The organism is Phytoactinopolyspora halotolerans (assembly GCF_010550675.1).
Classification (GTDB): domain Bacteria; phylum Actinomycetota; class Actinomycetes; order Jiangellales; family Jiangellaceae; genus Phytoactinopolyspora; species Phytoactinopolyspora halotolerans.
In genome coordinates this window covers 265,677-283,569 of the sequence record NZ_JAAGOA010000002.1, presented here as the reverse complement: position 1 = coordinate 283,569, position 17,893 = coordinate 265,677, and the positions used below count along the sequence as shown (strand labels likewise).

Here is a 17,893-nt window from a genome sequence, read left to right as displayed (position 1 = left end):
TTGTCTGGGCCGGCGGCCCGGGCGCGGTTCACGCCTGCCCGGGCCGCCGAGGTACGTCAGAGACTCCGCTACCGCCCGTGCTTACTGGGCGGCAGCCGCCAACTGCTCTTGCAGGGCCCCTACGTCGCCGCTGGTGCTGAACTGTCCCACCGCGCTGTTCACGGCGTCGATCCAGCCGACCGGGGCCGCGGAACCGTGCGCCAGCGAGGGCGCGAGGGCGTCCGAGGCCCAATCCTCCATCGCCGCCTGCGCATAGGGTCCGTAGTCCGACGGGTCTGCGTCGGTGCGGGCCGGGATCGACCCCTTGGCCGTGTTGAACTCCCGCTGGCCGTCTTCGCTGCCGACGACCTCGAGCCAGCATTCCGTCCCGGCCCGGTTGGGCGCGCCCACCGGGAGGACGAAGGAGTCCGCCAGCCACTGGAACACACCGTCGGTCCCCGGCGAGGGCCACCACACATAGTCGGTGTCCAGCTCGAGCCCGTCCGCGTCGAGCTTGCCCGCGGCCCAGTCGCCCATCAGTGTGTACGCCGCGTCGCCGGCGGTGACCTTGTTCACCGCGTCCGGCCAGTCCAGGCCCGCCCGGTCGGCGTTGGCGAACTCCAGCATCTGGCCATACTTCTCCAGCGCGGCCGGCACCTCTGCCGATGCCCAATCGGTGCTTCCGTCGTACAGGCCGGTATACGCCTCCGGACCCAGCTCCGCGATCAGCACCGCCTCGAGCAGCATGGTCTGGGTCCAGTCGGTGGCGATCGCCAGCGGCGCGTCCACTCCGTTGTCGCGCAGCGTCTGCATGTCCGCCAGCCAGTCGTCGACGGAGGCGGGCGCTTCAGCCGGCAAGCCGGCGTCTTCCAGCACGGTCGGGTTCGCCCACACCACATTGGCGCGGTGGACGTTCGCCGGAACCGAGTAGATCGCGCCGTCGAGGGTGATCGCATCGAGCAGGTTCTCCGACACGCTATCGGACAGTCCCCACTCGTCGTACAGGCCGCTCAGGTCCTCCAACTGGTCGGCGTTGATGTAGTCCAGCAGCTCACCGCCCGCGTGAGCCTGGAACGTATCCGGCGGTTCACCGGTCTGCAGCCGCGACGCCAGCACCTGTTTGGCATTGGACCCCGCACCGCCGGCCACCGCACCATTGACGAATTCGAAATCAGAGCACTGTTCGGAGAAAACGGAAACCAAACCGTCCAGTCCGGCTTTCTCCCCGCCTTCGGTCCACCAGGTGAAGACCTCGACTTCACCGGACGCTTCCTCTTCGGACCCGCCCGAGCCTTCGGTCGTGCTTTCATTGTCGTCATCACCACAGGCCGTCAGTACGAGGGCTACTGCGGCAACACTCGCGAACCACGACATACGACGCATTTTCCGTTGCCTCCTTGCCACGGCGCCACATGAGACACGGCCACGTCCCGGCCGTGTGTCCAGGCAGCGTACAGACGCCACGGCGCTGGTCGAGCCCGTTTCGGCAGATATTTGCAGTTCATTTACGGCGGCAACGTCGATATTTACGATTCGTTGATTTTGCGACCTTCCGTATGACGACGCACAGCGTTACCAAAATGAGACAGCCCGAGTCCCGGGACAAGCAACGCTATCCAACAAGGAGGGGTGGAGAATGTCACCAAGAAAATCGGCGCGTAGCGGCAATTATCCTGCCGCCCAGAAGAAACAGAAAACTCCTCGCGCAGCCCCTCTACCGCGGGCCACCAGAGTCGGAGGGTCGTTGCGGACGGTATTCTCGACTATAGAATGCAGCGTATTGAAATAATGATGCGCCAAGTAGTGCGCATTCCGGCGACATCGCTCCACAGAATCTCTGGCTCGCGGGGCAAGCACATCACCGTTGACCGCGGCGTCGAGGATGGCCGTCAACGCCGCCGGGCGGTGACCAGCCAGGCACGGGAGTCGAACCACACGCCGTCGCCGGTATCGTGCGCGGCGAGAACCGCCCGCAGCCGATCGAGCGCCCGCTGGGAGGATGCGGCATCCAGGTCGGTGACCAGCTCCGCCGCCATTCGCAGCTGGAGTACGGCAGCACACGCGCTGTCGGTGTCCGGGCCGTAGTAGACGGGTTCGCGTACGTCGACGACGTCCAGGTCCGTGAAGCCGGACGCGTTCAGGACGTCCGCCACCACGTCCGGATCGGCCAGTGCGAAGGCGTCGCCGGCCGTTCCAGCCGGCATCGATGACACGTGCCCGCCGGTGAGTGCCGCTCGGATCGTGGCATCCCACTCCTGACGATCGCCGGCCTGCCAGATCAGCTGTACGAACCGCGCTCCCGGACGCAGGGCCCGCCCGATGTTGGTGAACGCGGCGACCGGGTCGGAGAAGAACATCGTGCCGAACCGACTGATCCCGAGGCTGAAATGCTCCACCGGGAAGGCATGGGCCTGCGCGTCGGCCTGCACGAAGCTGACATTGCGCAACCCTTCCGTGTCGGCCTGTCGGCGGGCCAGCGCCACCATCGGGCTGGAGACGTCGATGCCGAGCGCGCTCCCGAGCTCAGCGGCTCGGGCCGCGTCCCGGGTCGTCTTGCCGGAGCCGCAACCGATGTCGAGCACGCGATCGCCGGGTTGGATGTCGAGGGCGTCCCACAGCCGGTCGTGATAGCGGCGGAGCTCGGCGTCGTAGTCGAACATTGGGACCGCCTCTTCACCTCAGCGGGCCGTCGCGGAGTACGCCTCGCACAGTGTCGAGACGTACCCCCGGATCGAGCTCCGGCAGCCACCACGTCGCGCCGGCCTTGGCGTATGGCTCGGGGTCGACACCACGCGGGAGGCTGATGGCGATCTCGTATGAGGCCATGTCCCCCTGGCGCAGCTCGGTGAGGGTTCCGACGACCTCGGCAAGCTGGTCCGGGTGCTCGAGATTGATCGGGAAAAAGCCATCCAGCCGTGCAGCCCTGCGTATTGGCTTGAGGTTGCCCGGGAAGCCGGCGGCCCACACCGGCACGCCGGGCCGCTGAACCGGCCGGGGCAGGAACGCGATGTCGTCGACGATGTAGTGCTCGCCGCGATGACGCACCGGATCACCGGACCAGGCGGCGGCGAGAATCTCCAAGGCTTCGTCGAGCATCCGTCCGCGCTGCCGGTCGTCGAGCTGCTCGCCCGTCTTGGACAGCTCACCGCCGAATCGGTCGCCGCCGATGCCGACGCCGAGGATCAGACGACCGCCGCTGAGCAGGTCCATCGTCGCGGTCTCGCGCGCGACCTTGGTCGGCCGGCGACGGGTGAGTGGCGAGACCATCGGGCCGAGCCGCAGCCGCTCTGTCGCGGTGGCGATCGCTGCCAGCGTGATCCACGGGTCGGCGACCTCCCGCACCGGCTCCCGCCACAACAGGTGATCCCACACGAAGAGGCCGTCCCAGCCGGCCTCCTCCGCCTCGGCGGCCAGGCGCGCCACGACCCGCGGATGGGCGACTTCGTCGAACAGTGGCAGCCAGAGTGCCGACCGGAGCCGATTCATGGGCGACCTCTTTCCGTGTACCGCACTAGGACGGACCCGAACCTTACCAAGCGCAGCATCCGGAGACAGCACGTCAAGCGCACAATCGGTTGATCAATGAAGCAGGGCGTCGGCGACACCCAATAGGGCGGCGAGTCCTGCATCTGAGGACGGGCAGGCGCCGGGGCGGCCCGAATCGGGCGTCGCCCGGCGTCTGTCCTGTTCAGGTGGGCGGAGGATGCGGGATTCGAACCCGCGAGGGGTTGCCCCCAACACGCTTTCCAAGCGTGCGCCCTAGGCCACTAGGCGAATCCTCCGCCGAAGAGCGTATCCGACGATCCGGCCGACCCTGAAATCGGCTCCCGCCGAGCCGACCACGGGCACGTGTGATCGACGGCGCTGAGCAGCGTTGATGGCGACAGGTAGCCGCCGTGCGGTGGGCGGATGGATCTGCGCGCAGATCCGGGTACACTGGTCGCCGACCCCCCGTGCGGCGGTATTCCTGCTGAACTCCCCCAGGGCCGGAAGGCAGCAAGGGTAAGTGGGCTCTGCCGGGTGCGCGGGGGGTCCCTACTGTCCGCCTCTGGCGTAACGGTGGCAGATGCACGGCGTCGGCCTAGGGGACTATGGTTCGCAGAGTGTCGTCCCTCGCGTTGTACCGCACATACCGGCCCGGGCAGTTCGCCGACGTGGTCGGCCAGGAGCATGTCACGGTGCCGCTCATGCGTGCGCTGGACAACGACCGGATCCACCACGCCTATCTGTTCTCTGGACCGCGCGGGTGCGGGAAGACCTCCTCGGCCCGGATCCTCGCTCGCTCGCTCAACTGTGAACAGGGTCCGACGGCGAGCCCCTGCGGCGCCTGTCAGTCCTGTCAGAATCTAGCCCCGAACGGCCCCGGCAGCGTTGACGTGGTGGAACTCGACGCGGCCACGCACGGCCTGGTCGACGACGCACGCGAACTCCGCGAGAAGGCACACTTCGCCCCCGTTTCGTCCAGGTTCAAGATCTACGTCATCGACGAGGCTCACCAGCTCGGCCCGGGCGCGGCGAACGCCCTGCTCAAGCTCATCGAGGAGCCGCCGGCACACCTGAAGTTCATCTTCGCCACCACGGCGCCGGACAAGATCCTCGGCACCATCCGTTCCCGGACGCACCACTATCCATTCCGGCTCATCCCGAACAAGACGCTCCAACAGAACCTGGCGTGGATCTGCGAGCAGGAGGGCGTACCGATCGAGCCGGGCGCGCTGGCGCTCGTGGCACGGGCGGGTGCGGGCTCCGCGCGAGACGCCCAGTCCGTTCTCGGGCAGCTGATCGCCGGAGCCGGTGAGGAGGGCGTCACCTATCAGCTCGCGGTCGAGCTGCTGGGCTTCACCGACGCCGCACTCCTCGACGAGGTGGTGGACGCGATCGCCGGCCACGACGGCTCATCCGTCTTCGCGGCGGTGGACCGGGTGATGGACTCCGGGCACGATCCGCGGCGCTTCCTCACCGACCTGCTGGAGCGGTTCCGCGACCTCGTCGTCGTCCGGGCCGCGCCGGAAGCCGTCAGTCACGGCCTGATCGACGCGGCAGAGGACCAGGCCGAACGGATGGCGACGCAGGCGTCGCAGTTCGGCCCGCATGACCTCATCCGGCTGGCCAACGTCGTGGACGAAGGCATCACCGCCATGAAGGGCGCCACACCCACCCGTCTCCAGCTCGAACTGGTGTGCGCGCGTCTGCTGCTCCCGGGCGCTGACGATGCCACATCCGGAGTTCAGGCCCGGCTCGACCGCTTGGAACGACGGCTGACGGGTACCGGGGCACCCGTGGCAACCTCCGCACCGCCCGTTCAACCGACCGCCGCGCAACCGGCGTCCGCGCAACCGGCGCCGAGTCCGGCCGCCACCGAGCCGGCGCCACCGGTCGAGCCGCCGCGCCCGAACGAGCCGGTCCCGCCCGCGGAGCCCCCTCCGCCGGCCGAGCCGGTTCCGCCGCGCGAGCCACCGCCGCCCCGCGAGCCCGTCCCGCCGGCGGAACCGCCGCCGCCCACGCAACCGGAACCCGGCGCCTCCGCACCGGCCCAGAGCGGCACCCCGGCGGCCGGCGGTGCCACTCCCGGGACCAACGTGGCCGATGTCAGGCGCATGTGGCCGGAGGTGCTGGCGCGGCTGCGTGAGATCAAGCGCACGCCATGGAGCCTCATCTCGCAGGAGTCCGTGGTCACCGATGTGGCCGACGGCGTGCTCACGCTGGCCTTCCGGCAACCGACGCTGCGCGACACCTTTACCCGGCGCGAGGACTTCCAGCGATACGTCCAGCAGGCCGTCAAGGAAGTGTTGTTCATCGACGTGCGGATCGAAGCGATCGTCGATCCGTCCGTCGACCCGTCGGCGTCCGCAGGTGGTCAGAGCGCTCAGAGCGGCATGCAGGCCGGCGCCCGGTCGGCGCAACGCCCAGCCGGCAGCGCCCAGCAACCGGCGGCGAGCGGTGGTGCAGCGTCTGCCGGCGTGCAGCCGGCCGGCCAGGCACCACCGGAGAGCCGTCCAGGTACGGCGGCGGATCAGAGTCCGGCACCCGCGGCCGCGTCCGCAGCCCCGCAGACCGAGCCGAGCCACCCGGCCGAGCCTGGCCACCCGGCCGACACCGGTACTCCAGCCACGGGCCACGCCACCGCCGAGGCCGCCGAGACCGCCGCGCCGCCGCGCGGGGCAGCGGCGGCCAGAGCGGCCATCCAGCAGCGGGCCAACGGGGGTGAATCGGTACCGACCGATGAGCAGCCCGAACACCGCGAGGTCACCAATGATGGCGCCAATCTCGACGACGACGATCTGGACAACTCTGGTGAGACCGAACAGGAGCTACTGGCACGGACGCTCGGCGCGACGGTGATCTCGGAGTCCGAGAACTCCTAACGCCCACACGGCGACCAAGGCGATCCCAACGCGTCAGCAAGGACACACGAAATAGACTGGCTGGTCAGCAGTAGGGCCGTCGGCTAGCGCGGCGAATCGCCCGAGAGCACCGCAGAGTCTCCCGCACCCGCGGCGAGTTCAATTGCAGCCGATGCGGACACACCGCCCATGCAGATCTCAGCGCAACGGTGAACATCGCCGAACGCGCACGAGATTGCCAAACCGCCTGGAAAAGAGCCGGGACATCGTCGTTACCCAGTGCGGACCGCGCCCGCAACGACGACGGCGAACACACCCCGTCGAACCCGAACCGGCACCCGCCTAGACTGGTGTAGCACGACCGGGGCCGGGTCGGCTCCGGGGCCACCAGCATCTGGTGACCGAATGCAGGAGTGACGACGTTATTCCCGCGCAGACCCTAGGCTCGAAACGTTCGACGTCGCCCGCACATAGGAGTTCCCAACCATGTTCCCGCCCGGAGGTTCGGAAGGTTTCGACATGGGTCAGCTGCTCCAGCAGGCCCAGCGCATGCAAGAAGAGTTGATGTCCGCGCAGCAGGATCTGGCCGAGAGCGAGGTCACCGGCTCCGCGGGCGGGGGCCTGGTGCGGGCCACCATGACCGGCGGCGGTGAGCTGACCGGGCTGCAGATCGATCCGTCGGTGGTTGATCCGGACGACACGGAGACGCTCTCCGACCTCATCGTCGCCGCCGTCCGGGACGCGCACGCAGAGATTCAGCGGCTGGCCAGTGAGCAACTGGGTTCGATCAACGCCGGAGTCGAGGGCATGCTCGGCGGGACGGGCGGGCTGGAAGGTCTGTTCGGCGGTGGCGGCCAGCAGGCTGCCGCGTCGGCGGAGATCAGCGGCGCTGTCGAGGACACCGACGACTCCGACGACGAGTCGGACGGAACCTCGCCCGGCGCCCGCGGTTAGGCACGCAGAGGCCCAGGGGTACGACTCATGTACGAAGGCGCGGTTCAAGGCCTCATCGATGAATTGGGGCGGCTACCCGGGGTTGGCCCCAAGAGCGCCCAGCGGATCGCGTTCCATATCCTTGCCGCCGACCCAGAGGACGTGCGCCGCCTCGCTGCGGCTCTCATCGAGGTCAAGGAGAAGGTGCGGTTCTGCACCGTCTGCGGCAACGTGGCGGAGGACGAGCAGTGCCAGATCTGCCGCGACCCGCGGCGCGACCCGTCGATCGTCTGCGTGGTGGAAGAGTCCAAGGACGTCGTCGCCATCGAACGCACCCGTGAGTTCCGTGGCCGCTACCACGTCCTCGGCGGAGCTATCAGCCCGATCGAAGGCATCGGCCCGGACGAGTTGCGGATCAAGGAACTCATGACGCGCCTCGCGGATGGCAGCATCACGGAGCTGATCATCGCCACTGATCCGAACCTCGAGGGCGAGGCCACGGCCACCTATCTGGCCCGCTTGGTCAAACCGATGGGATTGAATGTGACACGCTTGGCGAGTGGATTGCCGGTGGGTGGCGACCTCGAATACGCCGACGAGGTCACGCTGGGCCGCGCTTTCGAGGGTAGGAGACTGCTAGATGTCTGACGACACGACCACCACACGTACTGCTTCCGAGGAGTACACCGAATTCGCCGCGGAGATCGCGGATCAGATCGAGAGTTTCCTGCTGGCGACCAAGGAGATCGCTCGCGGCGATGATCCGGCCAGCACGCTGTCGCTGCTGCTGTTGGAGGTCAGCCAGCTCTCGCTGGCCGGCGGCCGGCTCGGAGCCATCAGCGACGTCGTGCCGGAGGACCGTTTCGAACCCGACACAGGCCCGGACGCGGACGTCGACGAGCTGCGTGAGCGCCTCGCCAAGCTGTTGGATCCGATCGATGCCTACGTCGAGGTCGTCGATCCGCTCGAGCCGGACCGTGGGGTCATCGGGTTCCGGATCTCGGACGATCTCGCCAGCATCGTGGCCGATTTGCTGCATGGGCTGTCGCATTACCGCGATGGGCGGACGATCGAGGCGCTGTGGTGGTGGCAGTTCTCGTATTTGTCGTCCTGGGGTTCCAGCTGCGGCGCCGTGCTCCGCGCGCTGCATTCGCTCATCGCGCACACGCGCCTCGATCGCGAACGGAACGATGCCAGCCACGCGGAGGAGCGGTCGCTGCTCGCCGAGGTCGACACCTGAGTCACATTGTTCCGCAATCTGGACAACTGCCGGTCACGGCCACGCCTCGCATAGACTGCCAGGGCACGAGACACGCTTACACAAGGAGTACGCCGTGGGCCTGGTCGTCCAGAAGTACGGCGGATCTTCCGTCTCCGATGCCGCGGCTATCAAACGAGTGGCACGACGCATCGTCGATACCAAGAAGGCCGGTCATGAAGTCGTGGTGGTTGTCTCCGCGATGGGAGACACGACGGATGAGCTGCTTGACCTAGCCAAAGAGGTCTCTCCGGTTCCATCCGGTCGGGAACTCGACATGCTGTTGACCGCCGGTGAGCGGATCTCCATGGCCGTTGTGGCTATGGCCATCAGCGACCTCGGTCACGAGGCGCTGTCGTTCACCGGGAGCCAGGCCGGGGTCATCACCGATTCGATGCACGGCAAGGCACGGATCATCGACGTCACGCCGAGCCGGATCCGCCAGGCGCTCGACGATGGCGCGATCGCGATCGTCGCCGGGTTCCAGGGCGTCAGCCAGGACAGCAAGGACATCACGACGCTCGGCCGGGGCGGTTCGGACACCACGGCCGTAGCGCTCGCCGCCGCGCTCGGCGCAGACGTCTGCGAGATCTTCAGCGACGTCGACGGCATCTTCACGGCAGATCCCCGGATCGTGCCGGCCGCCCGCCGGATCCCTCGGATCAGCTACGAGGAAACGCTCGAGATGGCGGCGTGCGGCTCGAAGATCCTGCACCTACGCTGTGTCGAGTACGCGCGCCGCTACGGCATTCCCATCCACGTCCGCTCCAGCTTCTCCACGCTGGACGGCACGTGGGTGTCTGACGAGTCCAAAGGAAGTGACCAGACCGACATGGAGCACCCGATCATCTCCGGGGTCGCGCACGACCGCAGCGAGGCGAAGATCACCGTGGTGGGCGTGCCCGACAAGGTCGGCGAGGCCGCCACGATCTTCCATGCGATCGCCGACGCCGGCGTCAACATCGACATGATCGTGCAGAACGTCTCGGCGGCCGACACGAACCGCACCGACATCTCGTTCACCCTGCCCGCCACCGACGGCCCGGCCGGTATGGAGGCACTCACCGCCGTCCAGACCGCCGTGGGCTTTGAAGCACTCCGCTACGACGACGGCATCGGCAAGGTGTCGCTGATCGGCGCGGGCATGCGCAGTCACCCCGGCGTCAGCGCGAAGTTCTTCGGCGCGTTGGCGGAGGCCGGCGTGAACATCGAGATGATCTCTACATCCGAAATCCGCATTTCTGTTGTCGTACGTGGCGAGGATGTGGACACTGCTGTAGGAGCACTGCACCGTGCCTTCGACCTCGACGCCGAGGAGGTCGAGGCAGTCGTCTACGGAGGGACAGGCCGATGACAGACAGAGACCTCCCCTCGCTGGCCATCGTCGGAGCCACCGGGGCGGTCGGCACGGTCATGCGGCAGATCCTCTCCACCCGGCAGAACGTCTGGGGTGAGATCCGCCTGGTCGCGTCCGCCCGTTCCGCCGGACGCAAGCTCCCCGTGCGCGGGGAAGAGATCGAGGTCCAGGCGCTGACGCCGGAGGTGTTCGACGGGGTCGACGTCGCGATGTTCGACGTCCCCGACGAGGTATCCGCCGAGTGGGCGCCGATCGCCGCCGAGCGTGGCGCCGTCGCCGTCGACAATTCGGGGTCGTTCCGGATGGACCCCGACGTGCCGCTGGTGGTGCCCGAGGTCAATGCCCGAGCGGCACGGAACCGCCCGAAGGGCATCATCGCCAACCCGAACTGCACGACCCTGTCCATGATCGTCGTGCTTGGCGCGCTCCACGCGGAGCTGGAACTCACGCGCCTGTTCGCGGCGTCGTACCAGGCAGCTTCCGGCGCGGGCCAGAGCGGCATCGACACCCTGCATGACCAGCTAAGCAAGGTCGCCGGCAACCGGGACATCGGCTCGCAGCCGGGCGATGTGCGTCGCGTCGTCGGAGATGACCTGGGGCCGTTCCCGGCACCGTTGGCCATGAATGTCGTTCCATGGGCCGGGTCGCTCAAGGATGACGGCTGGAACTCCGAAGAGCTCAAGATCCGCAACGAGTCGCGGAAGATCCTCGAGCTGCCGAACCTTGCCGTCTCGGCGACATGTGTACGGGTGCCCGTGGTCACCACCCATTCGGTGGCCATGCATGCCACGTTCGAGCGTGAGGTCACCGCGGATGTCGCTTGGGAGATCTTGCGTGACGCACCCGGTGTGGTCCTGTACGACGATCCGGCTCGGGGCGAGTTCCCCACCCCGGCAGACGTCGTCGGCACGGATCCCACCTGGGTCGGCCGGGTCCGGCGCTCCCTGGACGATCCGCAGTCGCTCGAGCTGTTCGTCTGCGGCGACAACCTCCGCAAGGGAGCGGCGTTGAACACCGCGCAGATCGCCGAGCTGGTCGCCGCCGAACTCTAGACGCCACACCGCGACGTCCTGCAGACCGTGTGGCCGATGGCCCGCGGTCTGCAGGACGTTGTGATGTCAGGAAGCCAGACGGGCTTTCACGGCGTCGGCGACGACGCGGCCCTCGGCGCGCCCTGCCACTTTCGGCTGCAGCGCCTTCATCACTTTCCCCATGTCGCGTGGCGATTCCGCACCGACCTCCGTCACGGCGGCGTCGACCAGTTCGGCGAGCTCCTGCTCGGAAAGCTGCGCCGGCAGGTACTCCTCGATGATCGCCGCTTCGGCGTCTTCGCGCTCGGCGCTGTCGGTACGACCACCGGAACGGAAGGCCTCGGCAGCCTCCCGTCGCCGCTTCACTTCTCGGGTCAGCACCGTGATCGTTTCCTCCTCCGACAGCTCCTTCGCGGACTCGCCGGCCACCTCGGCGGTGCCGATCGCGGACAGGACCATCCGCAGTGCGCCCTTGCGCACGTCGTCGCGTGCCCGCATCGCTTCGGTGAGATCACCCTTGATTCGATCTTTCAAAGAGGCCATGGTGCATAGTCTGCCCTCCGAAGACGCCTGCCGTCGCATCCGTGAGCGGACAGGCGCGGTGCACGGAAGCCGGCCCCGGCTGGATTCGAACCTTCACCCGGCCGGCGGTCCCGCGAGCGCCGGCAGGCATGGGTGTGGCAACCTTGGCGGGTGGTTGCGAAGAAGACGATGATCGGCCTCGCTGGGCTCGCCACGGGCGGTCTGGCATACGCGGCCGGATACGAGGTTCGCTCGTACCGCCTCCGGCGTTTCGACGTCCCGGTGCTGGCGCCCGGCAGCAGGCCGCTGCGGATCCTGCACCTATCCGACCTGCACCTCACGCCACGGCAGAACCGCAAGATCGAATGGGTGCGGAGCCTGGCAGCGCTCTCCCCCGATCTGATCGTGAACACCGGGGACAACATCGCTCACCGCGACGCCGTACCGGCAGCCCTGCACGCCTTCGAACCGCTGCTGTCGATACCCGGCGTGTTCGTCTTCGGCTCCAACGACTACTACAGCCCGCGGCCGAAGAATCCCCTGTCGTACCTGCTACCCACCAAGGGGCCCGCTCGCGTGGAAGCACCCGACCTGCCGTGGCGAGACCTTCGCGACGGCATGACCGCATCCGGTTGGGTAGACCTGACGAACACGCATCAGAAGCTGACCGTGGACGACCGTCTACTGGCGTTCGTCGGCGTCGACGATCCGCACCTGAACCGCGACCGTTACCCCGCCGGTCCAGCCGAAAAGGACGCCGATCTCGCCATCGGCGTGGCGCATGCGCCGTACCTGCGCGTGCTCGATGCGATGGCGACGGATGGGTACCGGCTGTTGCTGGCCGGGCATACCCACGGCGGACAGCTCTGCGTACCCGGCTACGGCGCGCTGGTGACCAACTGCGATCTCGACACCGCACGGGTCAAGGGTGTCTCCCAGCACCCCGCCCACGGCGGCCCGGACGCCTCCTGGCTGCATGTCTCGGCGGGCCTCGGCACCTCGCCCTACGCACCGGTGCGGTTCGCCTGCCCGCCGGAGGCGACCTTGCTCACGCTGACGGCCGGCTGAGGCGAATCCGATTTTAGAAATCGGCCCTGTCTCGGCTATGCTGACTGCGGTTACGGGGCTTGGCGCAGTTTGGTAGCGCGCTTCGTTCGGGACGAAGAGGTCGTGGGTTCAAATCCCGCAGCCCCGACATAGTTCAAGGCGGGTTTCTCATCGCGAGGAACCCGCCTTTCGCATGTCCTGCGCCGCTCGTGTGCCACGAGTAAGTAAGATCCGTCCTCCGCGGCCATGACGCAATCACCTTGTTATCGGCATCCAGCACACCGACGTCACCGCAACCGCGGTCGGGCCGCCGCGTTCTCGCCCGGTGGATCCGCAGATCAGGCGGCGTCGTGGCGTCCGCACGCCTTGCCGACACGGCGGCCCATCGACTCAGGCGGCAAGGTCCGGCGCGACAGTAAGCAAATTCCTCTGTTGAGTTACTTGACAGAATGAACGAATAGCCCGCACTGTGGTGCCGTGCAGCGCGGCGTCGAGACACCCCGAAGACCACGAGAGCACTATCGCCGCACAGCGCGAGACCAGCCCCGACGTCCTAGTTGCACGCCCTTGTCCAGGGCGTCTCCGCCAACACAGAAGCACCGTGACCCAGCGTCGTCATGATGATCAGCACCGGCGCGTCTACACGACAACGCGGCGGCCGTGACACGGATAATTGCTTAACTAAACAAAAGGACGCCGCTCCATTGGATGGGAAGGAACAGATGTACGCACTCCCGCTCGAGCCCAAGGCCCCCCTCGATCCGGATGCCGGTTCGTTCAGTGTCGGCATCGTCGGTGCGGGTCAGTTCTCGAAGAGCTTCGCCACGCTATGGGATCTGCATCCGAACGTCAGCCGGATCCAGATCACCGACCTGAAGCCGGAACGCGCCGAGCGGCTGGCCGAGCGCTACGAGACCGCCACCACCATCGGCAGCTTCGAGGAGATGCTCAGTTCCGACATCGACGCCGTCGCCATCTTCACCCAGCGCTGGACCCACGCTCCGCTCGTGCTCGCCGCGCTCGAGGCCGGCAAACATGTCTATTCCGCCGTCCCGATGGCGACCGAGCTCACCGACATCGAGGCGATCATCTCCGCCGTCGAACGCACCGGCCTGATCTACATGATGGGCGAGACGAGCTACTACAACCCGGCGACCGTCTTCATCCGGCAGAAGATCCGCGAAGGCGCCCTCGGTCAGGTCTTCTACTCCGAAGGCGACTACGTGCACGACATGGACCTCGGCTTCTACGCCGCGTATCAGTACAGCGGCGGAGAGAACTGGAAGGCCACCGCCAGCTACCCGCCGATGCTCTACCCGACCCACGCCGTCGGCGGCGTCCTCGGCGCCGTTCCGGCCAGGGCCGTCAGCGTGAGCTGTCTGGGAGTGGAGGACCAACGCGGCGACGGCGTCTTCGACCGCGACGTCAGCATGTTCAACAACAGCTTCTCCAATGCCACGGCGCTGTTCGAGCTCTCCGACGGCGGGGCGATGCGGACCAACGAGATGCGCCGCGTCGGTTATCCGTCACACATCCGCGAGTCACGGTTCCGCTTCTTCGGCACCGAGGCCAGCTTCGAACAGCTCGCCCACCAGAGTGTCTGGCACGACAAGAGCGAGTCCCGAGACGTCTCCGCCGAGTTCGTTCCGGTCCGCCGTCCTGCACGGGACGCCGCGGATGACGACCTCGCCGACGTGGATCCCGCACTACGGGAGGCGTTCACGTCGGGCTCCGCCCCCGTACACGATCGATCGCGGCTGCCCGGCGTCTACGCCGACGCACCCAACGGGCACGAGGGCTCGCACCACTTCCTCGCCGACGACTTCGTCCGCGCCGTCGTCACCGGCGAGCACCCGCCCGTGAACGCCTGGCGCTCGGCGATGTTCACCGCACCCGGCATCGTCGCCCACGCCTCCGCACTGGCCGGCGGAGAGCGCATGTCGATCCCCGACTTCGGCGTCGGCCCGGAGGACTGAGCCGGCGCCGGCACCTGGTATCCCACCTGTCCCCCCTCCCTGCAAGGGCGCACAAGGAGGAACGACCATGGCCACCGTCCCCACAACCCCGAAGTCCCGGGGCGCGTCATCGCAACCGGCGACGCGTCCACGGCGACGTGACGACACGCGTCTCGCCCTGCTCTTCATCCTTCCCGCCACCATCGGCCTGGTGGTGTTCTACTTCTGGCCGCTGGTGCGCGGGATCGGGTTGAGCTTCACCTCCTGGGATCTGCTCACCTCGGCCGAGTTCGTCGGGCTGGACAACTACCGCCGGATGATCGACGACCCCGTCTTCTGGAACGCCGTGCGGGTCACCCTGCTCTACGTCGTGATCAACATCGGTGTGCAGACCGTCGTCGCGCTGGTGATCGCCGTGCTCATGCAGCGGCTGAGCAACTCCACCGTGCTGCGATCGGTCGTGCTCGCTCCATACCTGGTCTCCAACGTCGTCGCGGCGCTGGTGTTCCTGTGGATCCTCGACTACCAGCTCGGCATCGGCAACCAGGCGCTGGAATGGCTCGGCACCGACCGCATCCCGTTCCTGACCGACGAAACCTGGGTGATACCGACCATCGCCCTGATCAACGTGTGGCGGCACATGGGCTACACCGCCCTACTGCTCTTCGCCGGCCTGCAGACCATCCCCCACACGATGTACGAGGCGGCACGCGTGGACGGGGCATCCGAGCTGCGGATGTTCTTCCGGATCACGTTGCCGCTGCTCCGCCCCATCCTCGGCCTCGTGCTGATCATCTCCGTGATCGGCTCGTTCCAGGTGTTCGACACCGTGTCGGTCACCACCAACGGCGGGCCGGTGGACTCCAGCCGCGTGCTGCAGCTCTACATCTACGACAACGCGTTCGGCCAGTTCGACTTCGGCTACGCGTCGGCGTTGAGCGTCGCACTCCTGCTCATTCTCATCGCGGTGACCTTCCTGCAATACCGGGCCACCCGGGCCGGCCAGACCGATCTGAACTGACGACGGAGGTGAGTTCTCATGGCTAATCCGACCGCACCAGCCGAGCACCACGCCGAGACCGCCGCCGTCGACGCGGCCCCACCCGGCACGCCCCCGCCCGGCACGCCACCGGCGCGCCGCCGACGCCTCTCCCCGGGGAGGATCTTCGCGTGGGTGGTCCTCGTTGCCCTGCTGCTGATCACCATCTTCCCCTTCTATTGGATGCTTCGAACCGCGCTGTCCAGCAACGACGCGCTGTACGCGAACTCGAGCTCGCCGCTCCCGGTGGACTTCAGCTGGGGCGGCTTCGAGCGGGTCTTCGGGCTGCAATCGACCGAGGAGGCGATCGCCCAGGGCGGCTCCGGCGCCTCCATCGACTTCTGGCGCTACCTGATGAACTCGGTCGTGGTGGCCACCTGCATCACGGTCTGTCAGGTGTTCTTCTCGGCGATGGCGGCCTACGCCTTCTCCCGGCTGCGCTGGCGCGGGCGGGACCTGGTGTTCAGCCTGTTCCTGCTGTCGCTGATGGTCCCGATGATCTTCACGTTGCTACCGAACTTCGTCCTGGTCCGGGAGCTCGGGCTGATCGACTCGCTACTCGGGATCATGCTGCCGAGCCTGTTCATGACGCCGTTCGCCATCTTCTTCCTGCGGCAGTTCTTCATGAACATCTCCACCGAGGTCGAGGAGGCGGTGCTCATCGACGGAGCCGGGAAGATCCGGGTCTTCTTCAACCTGATCATCCCGATGTCCGCCGGACCGATCGCTACCATCTCGATCCTCACCTACATCACCGCGTGGAACGACTACCTCTGGCCGCTCATGGTCTCCTACACCGACGAGTCCAGGGTGCTGACCGTGGCGCTGGGGACGTTCAAGTCTCAGGCCCCGCAGACCGGGCCGGACTGGGCGGGTCTGATGGCGGCCACGCTGGTGGCCGCGCTACCCATGATCATCCTCTTCATGGCGTTCGCGAGACGCATCGTCAACTCCATCGGCTTCAGCGGAATCAAGTGAGGTGACGACGATGACCCACGCACCACGCTCGATCGGCCGCCGGCGGTGGCTTGTCCCGGCCACAGGGCTGACGCTCGGCGCGCTGGCCCTGGCCGGCTGCGGCTCCGCCCCTGTGGTGGGCGACGGCACGGTGGCCCTGGACTACTGGCTGTGGGACGCCAACCAGCTTCCCGCGTATCAGCGATGCGTCGACGCCTTCGAAGAGGAGAACTCGGATGTGAGCGTGCGGATCAGCCAATACGGCTGGGACGACTACTGGACGAAGCTCACCGCCGCATTCGTCGCCGGAGCCGGGCCCGACGTCTTCACCGACCATCTGAACCGGTATCCGGAATATGTCCAGCGAGGTCTGCTCCGCGATCTCGGTTCCCTCGACGCCACCAGTGACTTCGACCCCGCCGACTTCCAGGAGGGGCTGGCGGATCTCTGGACCGGACCCGACGGCAAGCAGTACGGATCGCCCAAGGACTTCGACACCATCGCGCTGTTCTACAACACCGAGATGGTGGAGGAGGCGGGCTTGACCTCCGAGGACCTGGCGAACCTCGACTGGAACCCGCGGGACGGTGGCTCCTTCGAGGACGTCATCGCCCGGCTGACCGTCGACGCGAACGGCGTTCGCGGCGACGAAGAGGGTTTCGACCCGGACAACGTCGCCACCTACGGCCTTGCCTCCAACGGCTCCGGCGGCACCGACGGGCAGACCGTCTGGTCCTGGCTGGCAGGATCTACCGGCTGGACGTTCACCAACGCCGACGTCTGGGGGGACGAGTACAACTACGACGATCCCCGCCTACAGGATTCACTGGCGTGGCTGTTCAGCCTGGTCGACAAGGGGTACATGGCGCCGTACCAGGAGGTCGGCACCGAACCGAACCCGCAACAGGCACTCGGCTCCGGGCGGGCGGCGATCTCGGCCAACGGCTCCTGGATGATCAACACCTACGCCGGCCTGGAGGGGATCGAGCTCGGGATCGCGTCGGTGCCGTCCGGTCCGGTCGGCCACCCCGTGTCGATGTACAACGGCCTGGCCGACTCGATCAGCGCGCAGTCGGAGCACCCAGAGGAGGCCGCCAGGCTGGTGGAGTTCCTCGGCTCGGACGAGTGTCAGACCATCGTCGGCGAGGCCGCTGTCGTCTTCCCGGCCAGGCCCGCCGGTACGGAGGCCGCCATCGAGGCGTTCGCCGAGAAGGGCATCGACGTATCTCCGTTCACCGACCTGGTGGAGAACAACCACACCATCCTCTTCCCAGTGACCGACCAGTACGGCTCGATCCAGTCGCTGATGACGCCGGTGATGGACGAGATCTACATCGGCGACCGGGACGTGAGCACACTGACCCAGCTCAACGAACAGGTCAACGACCTGCTCAAGTAGCTCTCCCGTGACCGCAACTCACTCCATGATCATGAACACTACGCGTGCTATATGTACGCGAAGTGTTCATGA

At 67.1% G+C, this 17,893-nt stretch carries 15 protein-coding genes, 2 tRNA genes and 1 other RNA gene; 13 read left to right on the top strand and 5 right to left on the bottom strand.

The window, feature by feature from the left end; translation table 11 throughout:
• Positions 1-81: 81 nt before the first annotated feature.
• The 4 genes from G1H10_RS03655 to G1H10_RS03640 form a co-directional block, all read right to left on the bottom strand.
• Positions 82-1,362, bottom strand: coding sequence for an ABC transporter substrate-binding protein (locus G1H10_RS03655; protein ID WP_163732781.1), 1,281 nt, complete (start codon positions 1,360-1,362; stop codon positions 82-84).
• Positions 1,363-1,868: 506 nt separating this feature from the next.
• Entirely contained in the window at positions 1,869-2,639 is a 771-nt protein-coding gene (locus G1H10_RS03650; protein WP_163732778.1) for a class I SAM-dependent methyltransferase, read from the bottom strand.
• 13 nt (positions 2,640-2,652) lie between these two features.
• Entirely contained in the window at positions 2,653-3,465 is an 813-nt protein-coding gene (locus tag G1H10_RS03645; RefSeq protein WP_163732775.1) for an LLM class flavin-dependent oxidoreductase, read from the bottom strand.
• A gap of 211 nt (positions 3,466-3,676) precedes the next feature.
• Positions 3,677-3,761: transfer RNA gene (locus G1H10_RS03640), tRNA-Ser, on the bottom strand.
• A 160-nt stretch (positions 3,762-3,921) separates the two neighbouring features.
• Here G1H10_RS03640 and ffs point away from each other — a divergent pair.
• From ffs to G1H10_RS03600, 7 genes are all read left to right on the top strand, one after another.
• An RNA gene (gene ffs, locus G1H10_RS03635) (signal recognition particle sRNA small type) lies at positions 3,922-4,019 on the top strand.
• Positions 4,020-4,082: 63 nt separating this feature from the next.
• Positions 4,083-6,344 (top strand): DNA polymerase III subunit gamma and tau, encoded by a 2,262-nt coding sequence (locus G1H10_RS03630; RefSeq protein ID WP_216852872.1) that lies wholly within the window; start codon positions 4,083-4,085, stop codon positions 6,342-6,344.
• Positions 6,345-6,842: 498 nt separating this feature from the next.
• Positions 6,843-7,277, top strand: a complete 435-nt coding sequence (locus G1H10_RS03620) for a YbaB/EbfC family nucleoid-associated protein (protein WP_216852871.1) — start codon at positions 6,843-6,845, stop codon at positions 7,275-7,277.
• Between the two features lie 27 nt (positions 7,278-7,304).
• On the top strand, positions 7,305-7,904 hold the full coding sequence (gene recR / locus G1H10_RS03615; protein WP_163732768.1) for a recombination mediator RecR: 600 nt from the start codon (positions 7,305-7,307) through the stop codon (positions 7,902-7,904).
• Entirely contained in the window at positions 7,897-8,496 is a 600-nt protein-coding gene (locus G1H10_RS03610) for a DUF5063 domain-containing protein (protein WP_163732766.1), read from the top strand. Before recR ends, G1H10_RS03610 begins: the two co-directional genes overlap by 8 nt.
• Positions 8,497-8,590: 94 nt before the next feature.
• On the top strand, positions 8,591-9,868 hold the full coding sequence (locus tag G1H10_RS03605) for an aspartate kinase (protein WP_163732764.1): 1,278 nt from the start codon (positions 8,591-8,593) through the stop codon (positions 9,866-9,868).
• Positions 9,865-10,923, top strand: a complete 1,059-nt coding sequence (locus tag G1H10_RS03600) for an aspartate-semialdehyde dehydrogenase (RefSeq protein ID WP_163732762.1) — start codon at positions 9,865-9,867, stop codon at positions 10,921-10,923. The genes G1H10_RS03605 and G1H10_RS03600 overlap by 4 nt, the downstream gene beginning before the upstream one ends.
• Before the next feature lie 66 nt (positions 10,924-10,989).
• On the opposite strand, the gene G1H10_RS03595 is transcribed toward G1H10_RS03600, so the two are convergent.
• The gene (locus tag G1H10_RS03595) at positions 10,990-11,445 is read right to left on the bottom strand and encodes a GatB/YqeY domain-containing protein (RefSeq protein WP_163733339.1); all 456 of its coding nucleotides are present in this window, start codon (positions 11,443-11,445) and stop codon (positions 10,990-10,992) included.
• Between the two features lie 168 nt (positions 11,446-11,613).
• On the opposite strand from G1H10_RS03595, the gene G1H10_RS03590 reads away from it, so the two are divergent.
• The 6 genes from G1H10_RS03590 to G1H10_RS03565 all read left to right on the top strand — a co-directional run bounded on the left by G1H10_RS03590 (position 11,614) and on the right by G1H10_RS03565 (position 17,821).
• Positions 11,614-12,492 (top strand): metallophosphoesterase, encoded by an 879-nt coding sequence (locus G1H10_RS03590; protein ID WP_163733337.1) that lies wholly within the window; start codon positions 11,614-11,616, stop codon positions 12,490-12,492.
• 53 nt (positions 12,493-12,545) lie between these two features.
• Positions 12,546-12,619: transfer RNA gene (locus G1H10_RS03585), tRNA-Pro, on the top strand.
• 574 nt (positions 12,620-13,193) lie between these two features.
• Complete coding sequence (locus G1H10_RS03580) at positions 13,194-14,447, top strand: Gfo/Idh/MocA family protein (protein ID WP_163733334.1); 1,254 nt, start codon at positions 13,194-13,196, stop codon at positions 14,445-14,447.
• A 67-nt stretch (positions 14,448-14,514) separates the two neighbouring features.
• The gene (locus G1H10_RS03575; RefSeq protein ID WP_163732760.1) at positions 14,515-15,447 is read left to right on the top strand and encodes a carbohydrate ABC transporter permease; all 933 of its coding nucleotides are present in this window, start codon (positions 14,515-14,517) and stop codon (positions 15,445-15,447) included.
• 18 nt (positions 15,448-15,465) lie between these two features.
• On the top strand, positions 15,466-16,443 hold the full coding sequence (locus G1H10_RS03570; protein WP_163732758.1) for a carbohydrate ABC transporter permease: 978 nt from the start codon (positions 15,466-15,468) through the stop codon (positions 16,441-16,443).
• A 10-nt stretch (positions 16,444-16,453) separates the two neighbouring features.
• Positions 16,454-17,821: an ABC transporter substrate-binding protein gene (locus G1H10_RS03565; protein WP_163732756.1), complete on the top strand. Its 1,368-nt coding sequence runs from the start codon at positions 16,454-16,456 to the stop codon at positions 17,819-17,821.
• Positions 17,822-17,893 lie beyond the last annotated feature (72 nt).

Excerpts from the sequence above, each read along its gene's own strand:
- G1H10_RS03655 (WP_163732781.1), bottom strand. The coding sequence starts at position 1,362 with ATGCGTCGTATGTCGTGGTTCGCGAGTGTTGCCGCAGTAGCCCTCGTA.
- G1H10_RS03650 (WP_163732778.1), bottom strand. The coding sequence starts at position 2,639 with ATGTTCGACTACGACGCCGAGCTCCGCCGCTATCACGACCGGCTGTGG.
- G1H10_RS03645 (WP_163732775.1), bottom strand. The coding sequence starts at position 3,465 with ATGAATCGGCTCCGGTCGGCACTCTGGCTGCCACTGTTCGACGAAGTC.
- G1H10_RS03620 (WP_216852871.1), top strand. The coding sequence starts at position 6,843 with ATGGGTCAGCTGCTCCAGCAGGCCCAGCGCATGCAAGAAGAGTTGATG.
- recR (WP_163732768.1), top strand. The coding sequence starts at position 7,305 with ATGTACGAAGGCGCGGTTCAAGGCCTCATCGATGAATTGGGGCGGCTA.
- G1H10_RS03610 (WP_163732766.1), top strand. The coding sequence starts at position 7,897 with ATGTCTGACGACACGACCACCACACGTACTGCTTCCGAGGAGTACACC.
- G1H10_RS03600 (WP_163732762.1), top strand. The coding sequence starts at position 9,865 with ATGACAGACAGAGACCTCCCCTCGCTGGCCATCGTCGGAGCCACCGGG.
- G1H10_RS03595 (WP_163733339.1), bottom strand. The coding sequence starts at position 11,445 with ATGGCCTCTTTGAAAGATCGAATCAAGGGTGATCTCACCGAAGCGATG.
- G1H10_RS03590 (WP_163733337.1), top strand. The coding sequence starts at position 11,614 with ATGATCGGCCTCGCTGGGCTCGCCACGGGCGGTCTGGCATACGCGGCC.
- G1H10_RS03580 (WP_163733334.1), top strand. The coding sequence starts at position 13,194 with ATGTACGCACTCCCGCTCGAGCCCAAGGCCCCCCTCGATCCGGATGCC.
- G1H10_RS03575 (WP_163732760.1), top strand. The coding sequence starts at position 14,515 with ATGGCCACCGTCCCCACAACCCCGAAGTCCCGGGGCGCGTCATCGCAA.
- G1H10_RS03570 (WP_163732758.1), top strand. The coding sequence starts at position 15,466 with ATGGCTAATCCGACCGCACCAGCCGAGCACCACGCCGAGACCGCCGCC.
- G1H10_RS03565 (WP_163732756.1), top strand. The coding sequence starts at position 16,454 with ATGACCCACGCACCACGCTCGATCGGCCGCCGGCGGTGGCTTGTCCCG.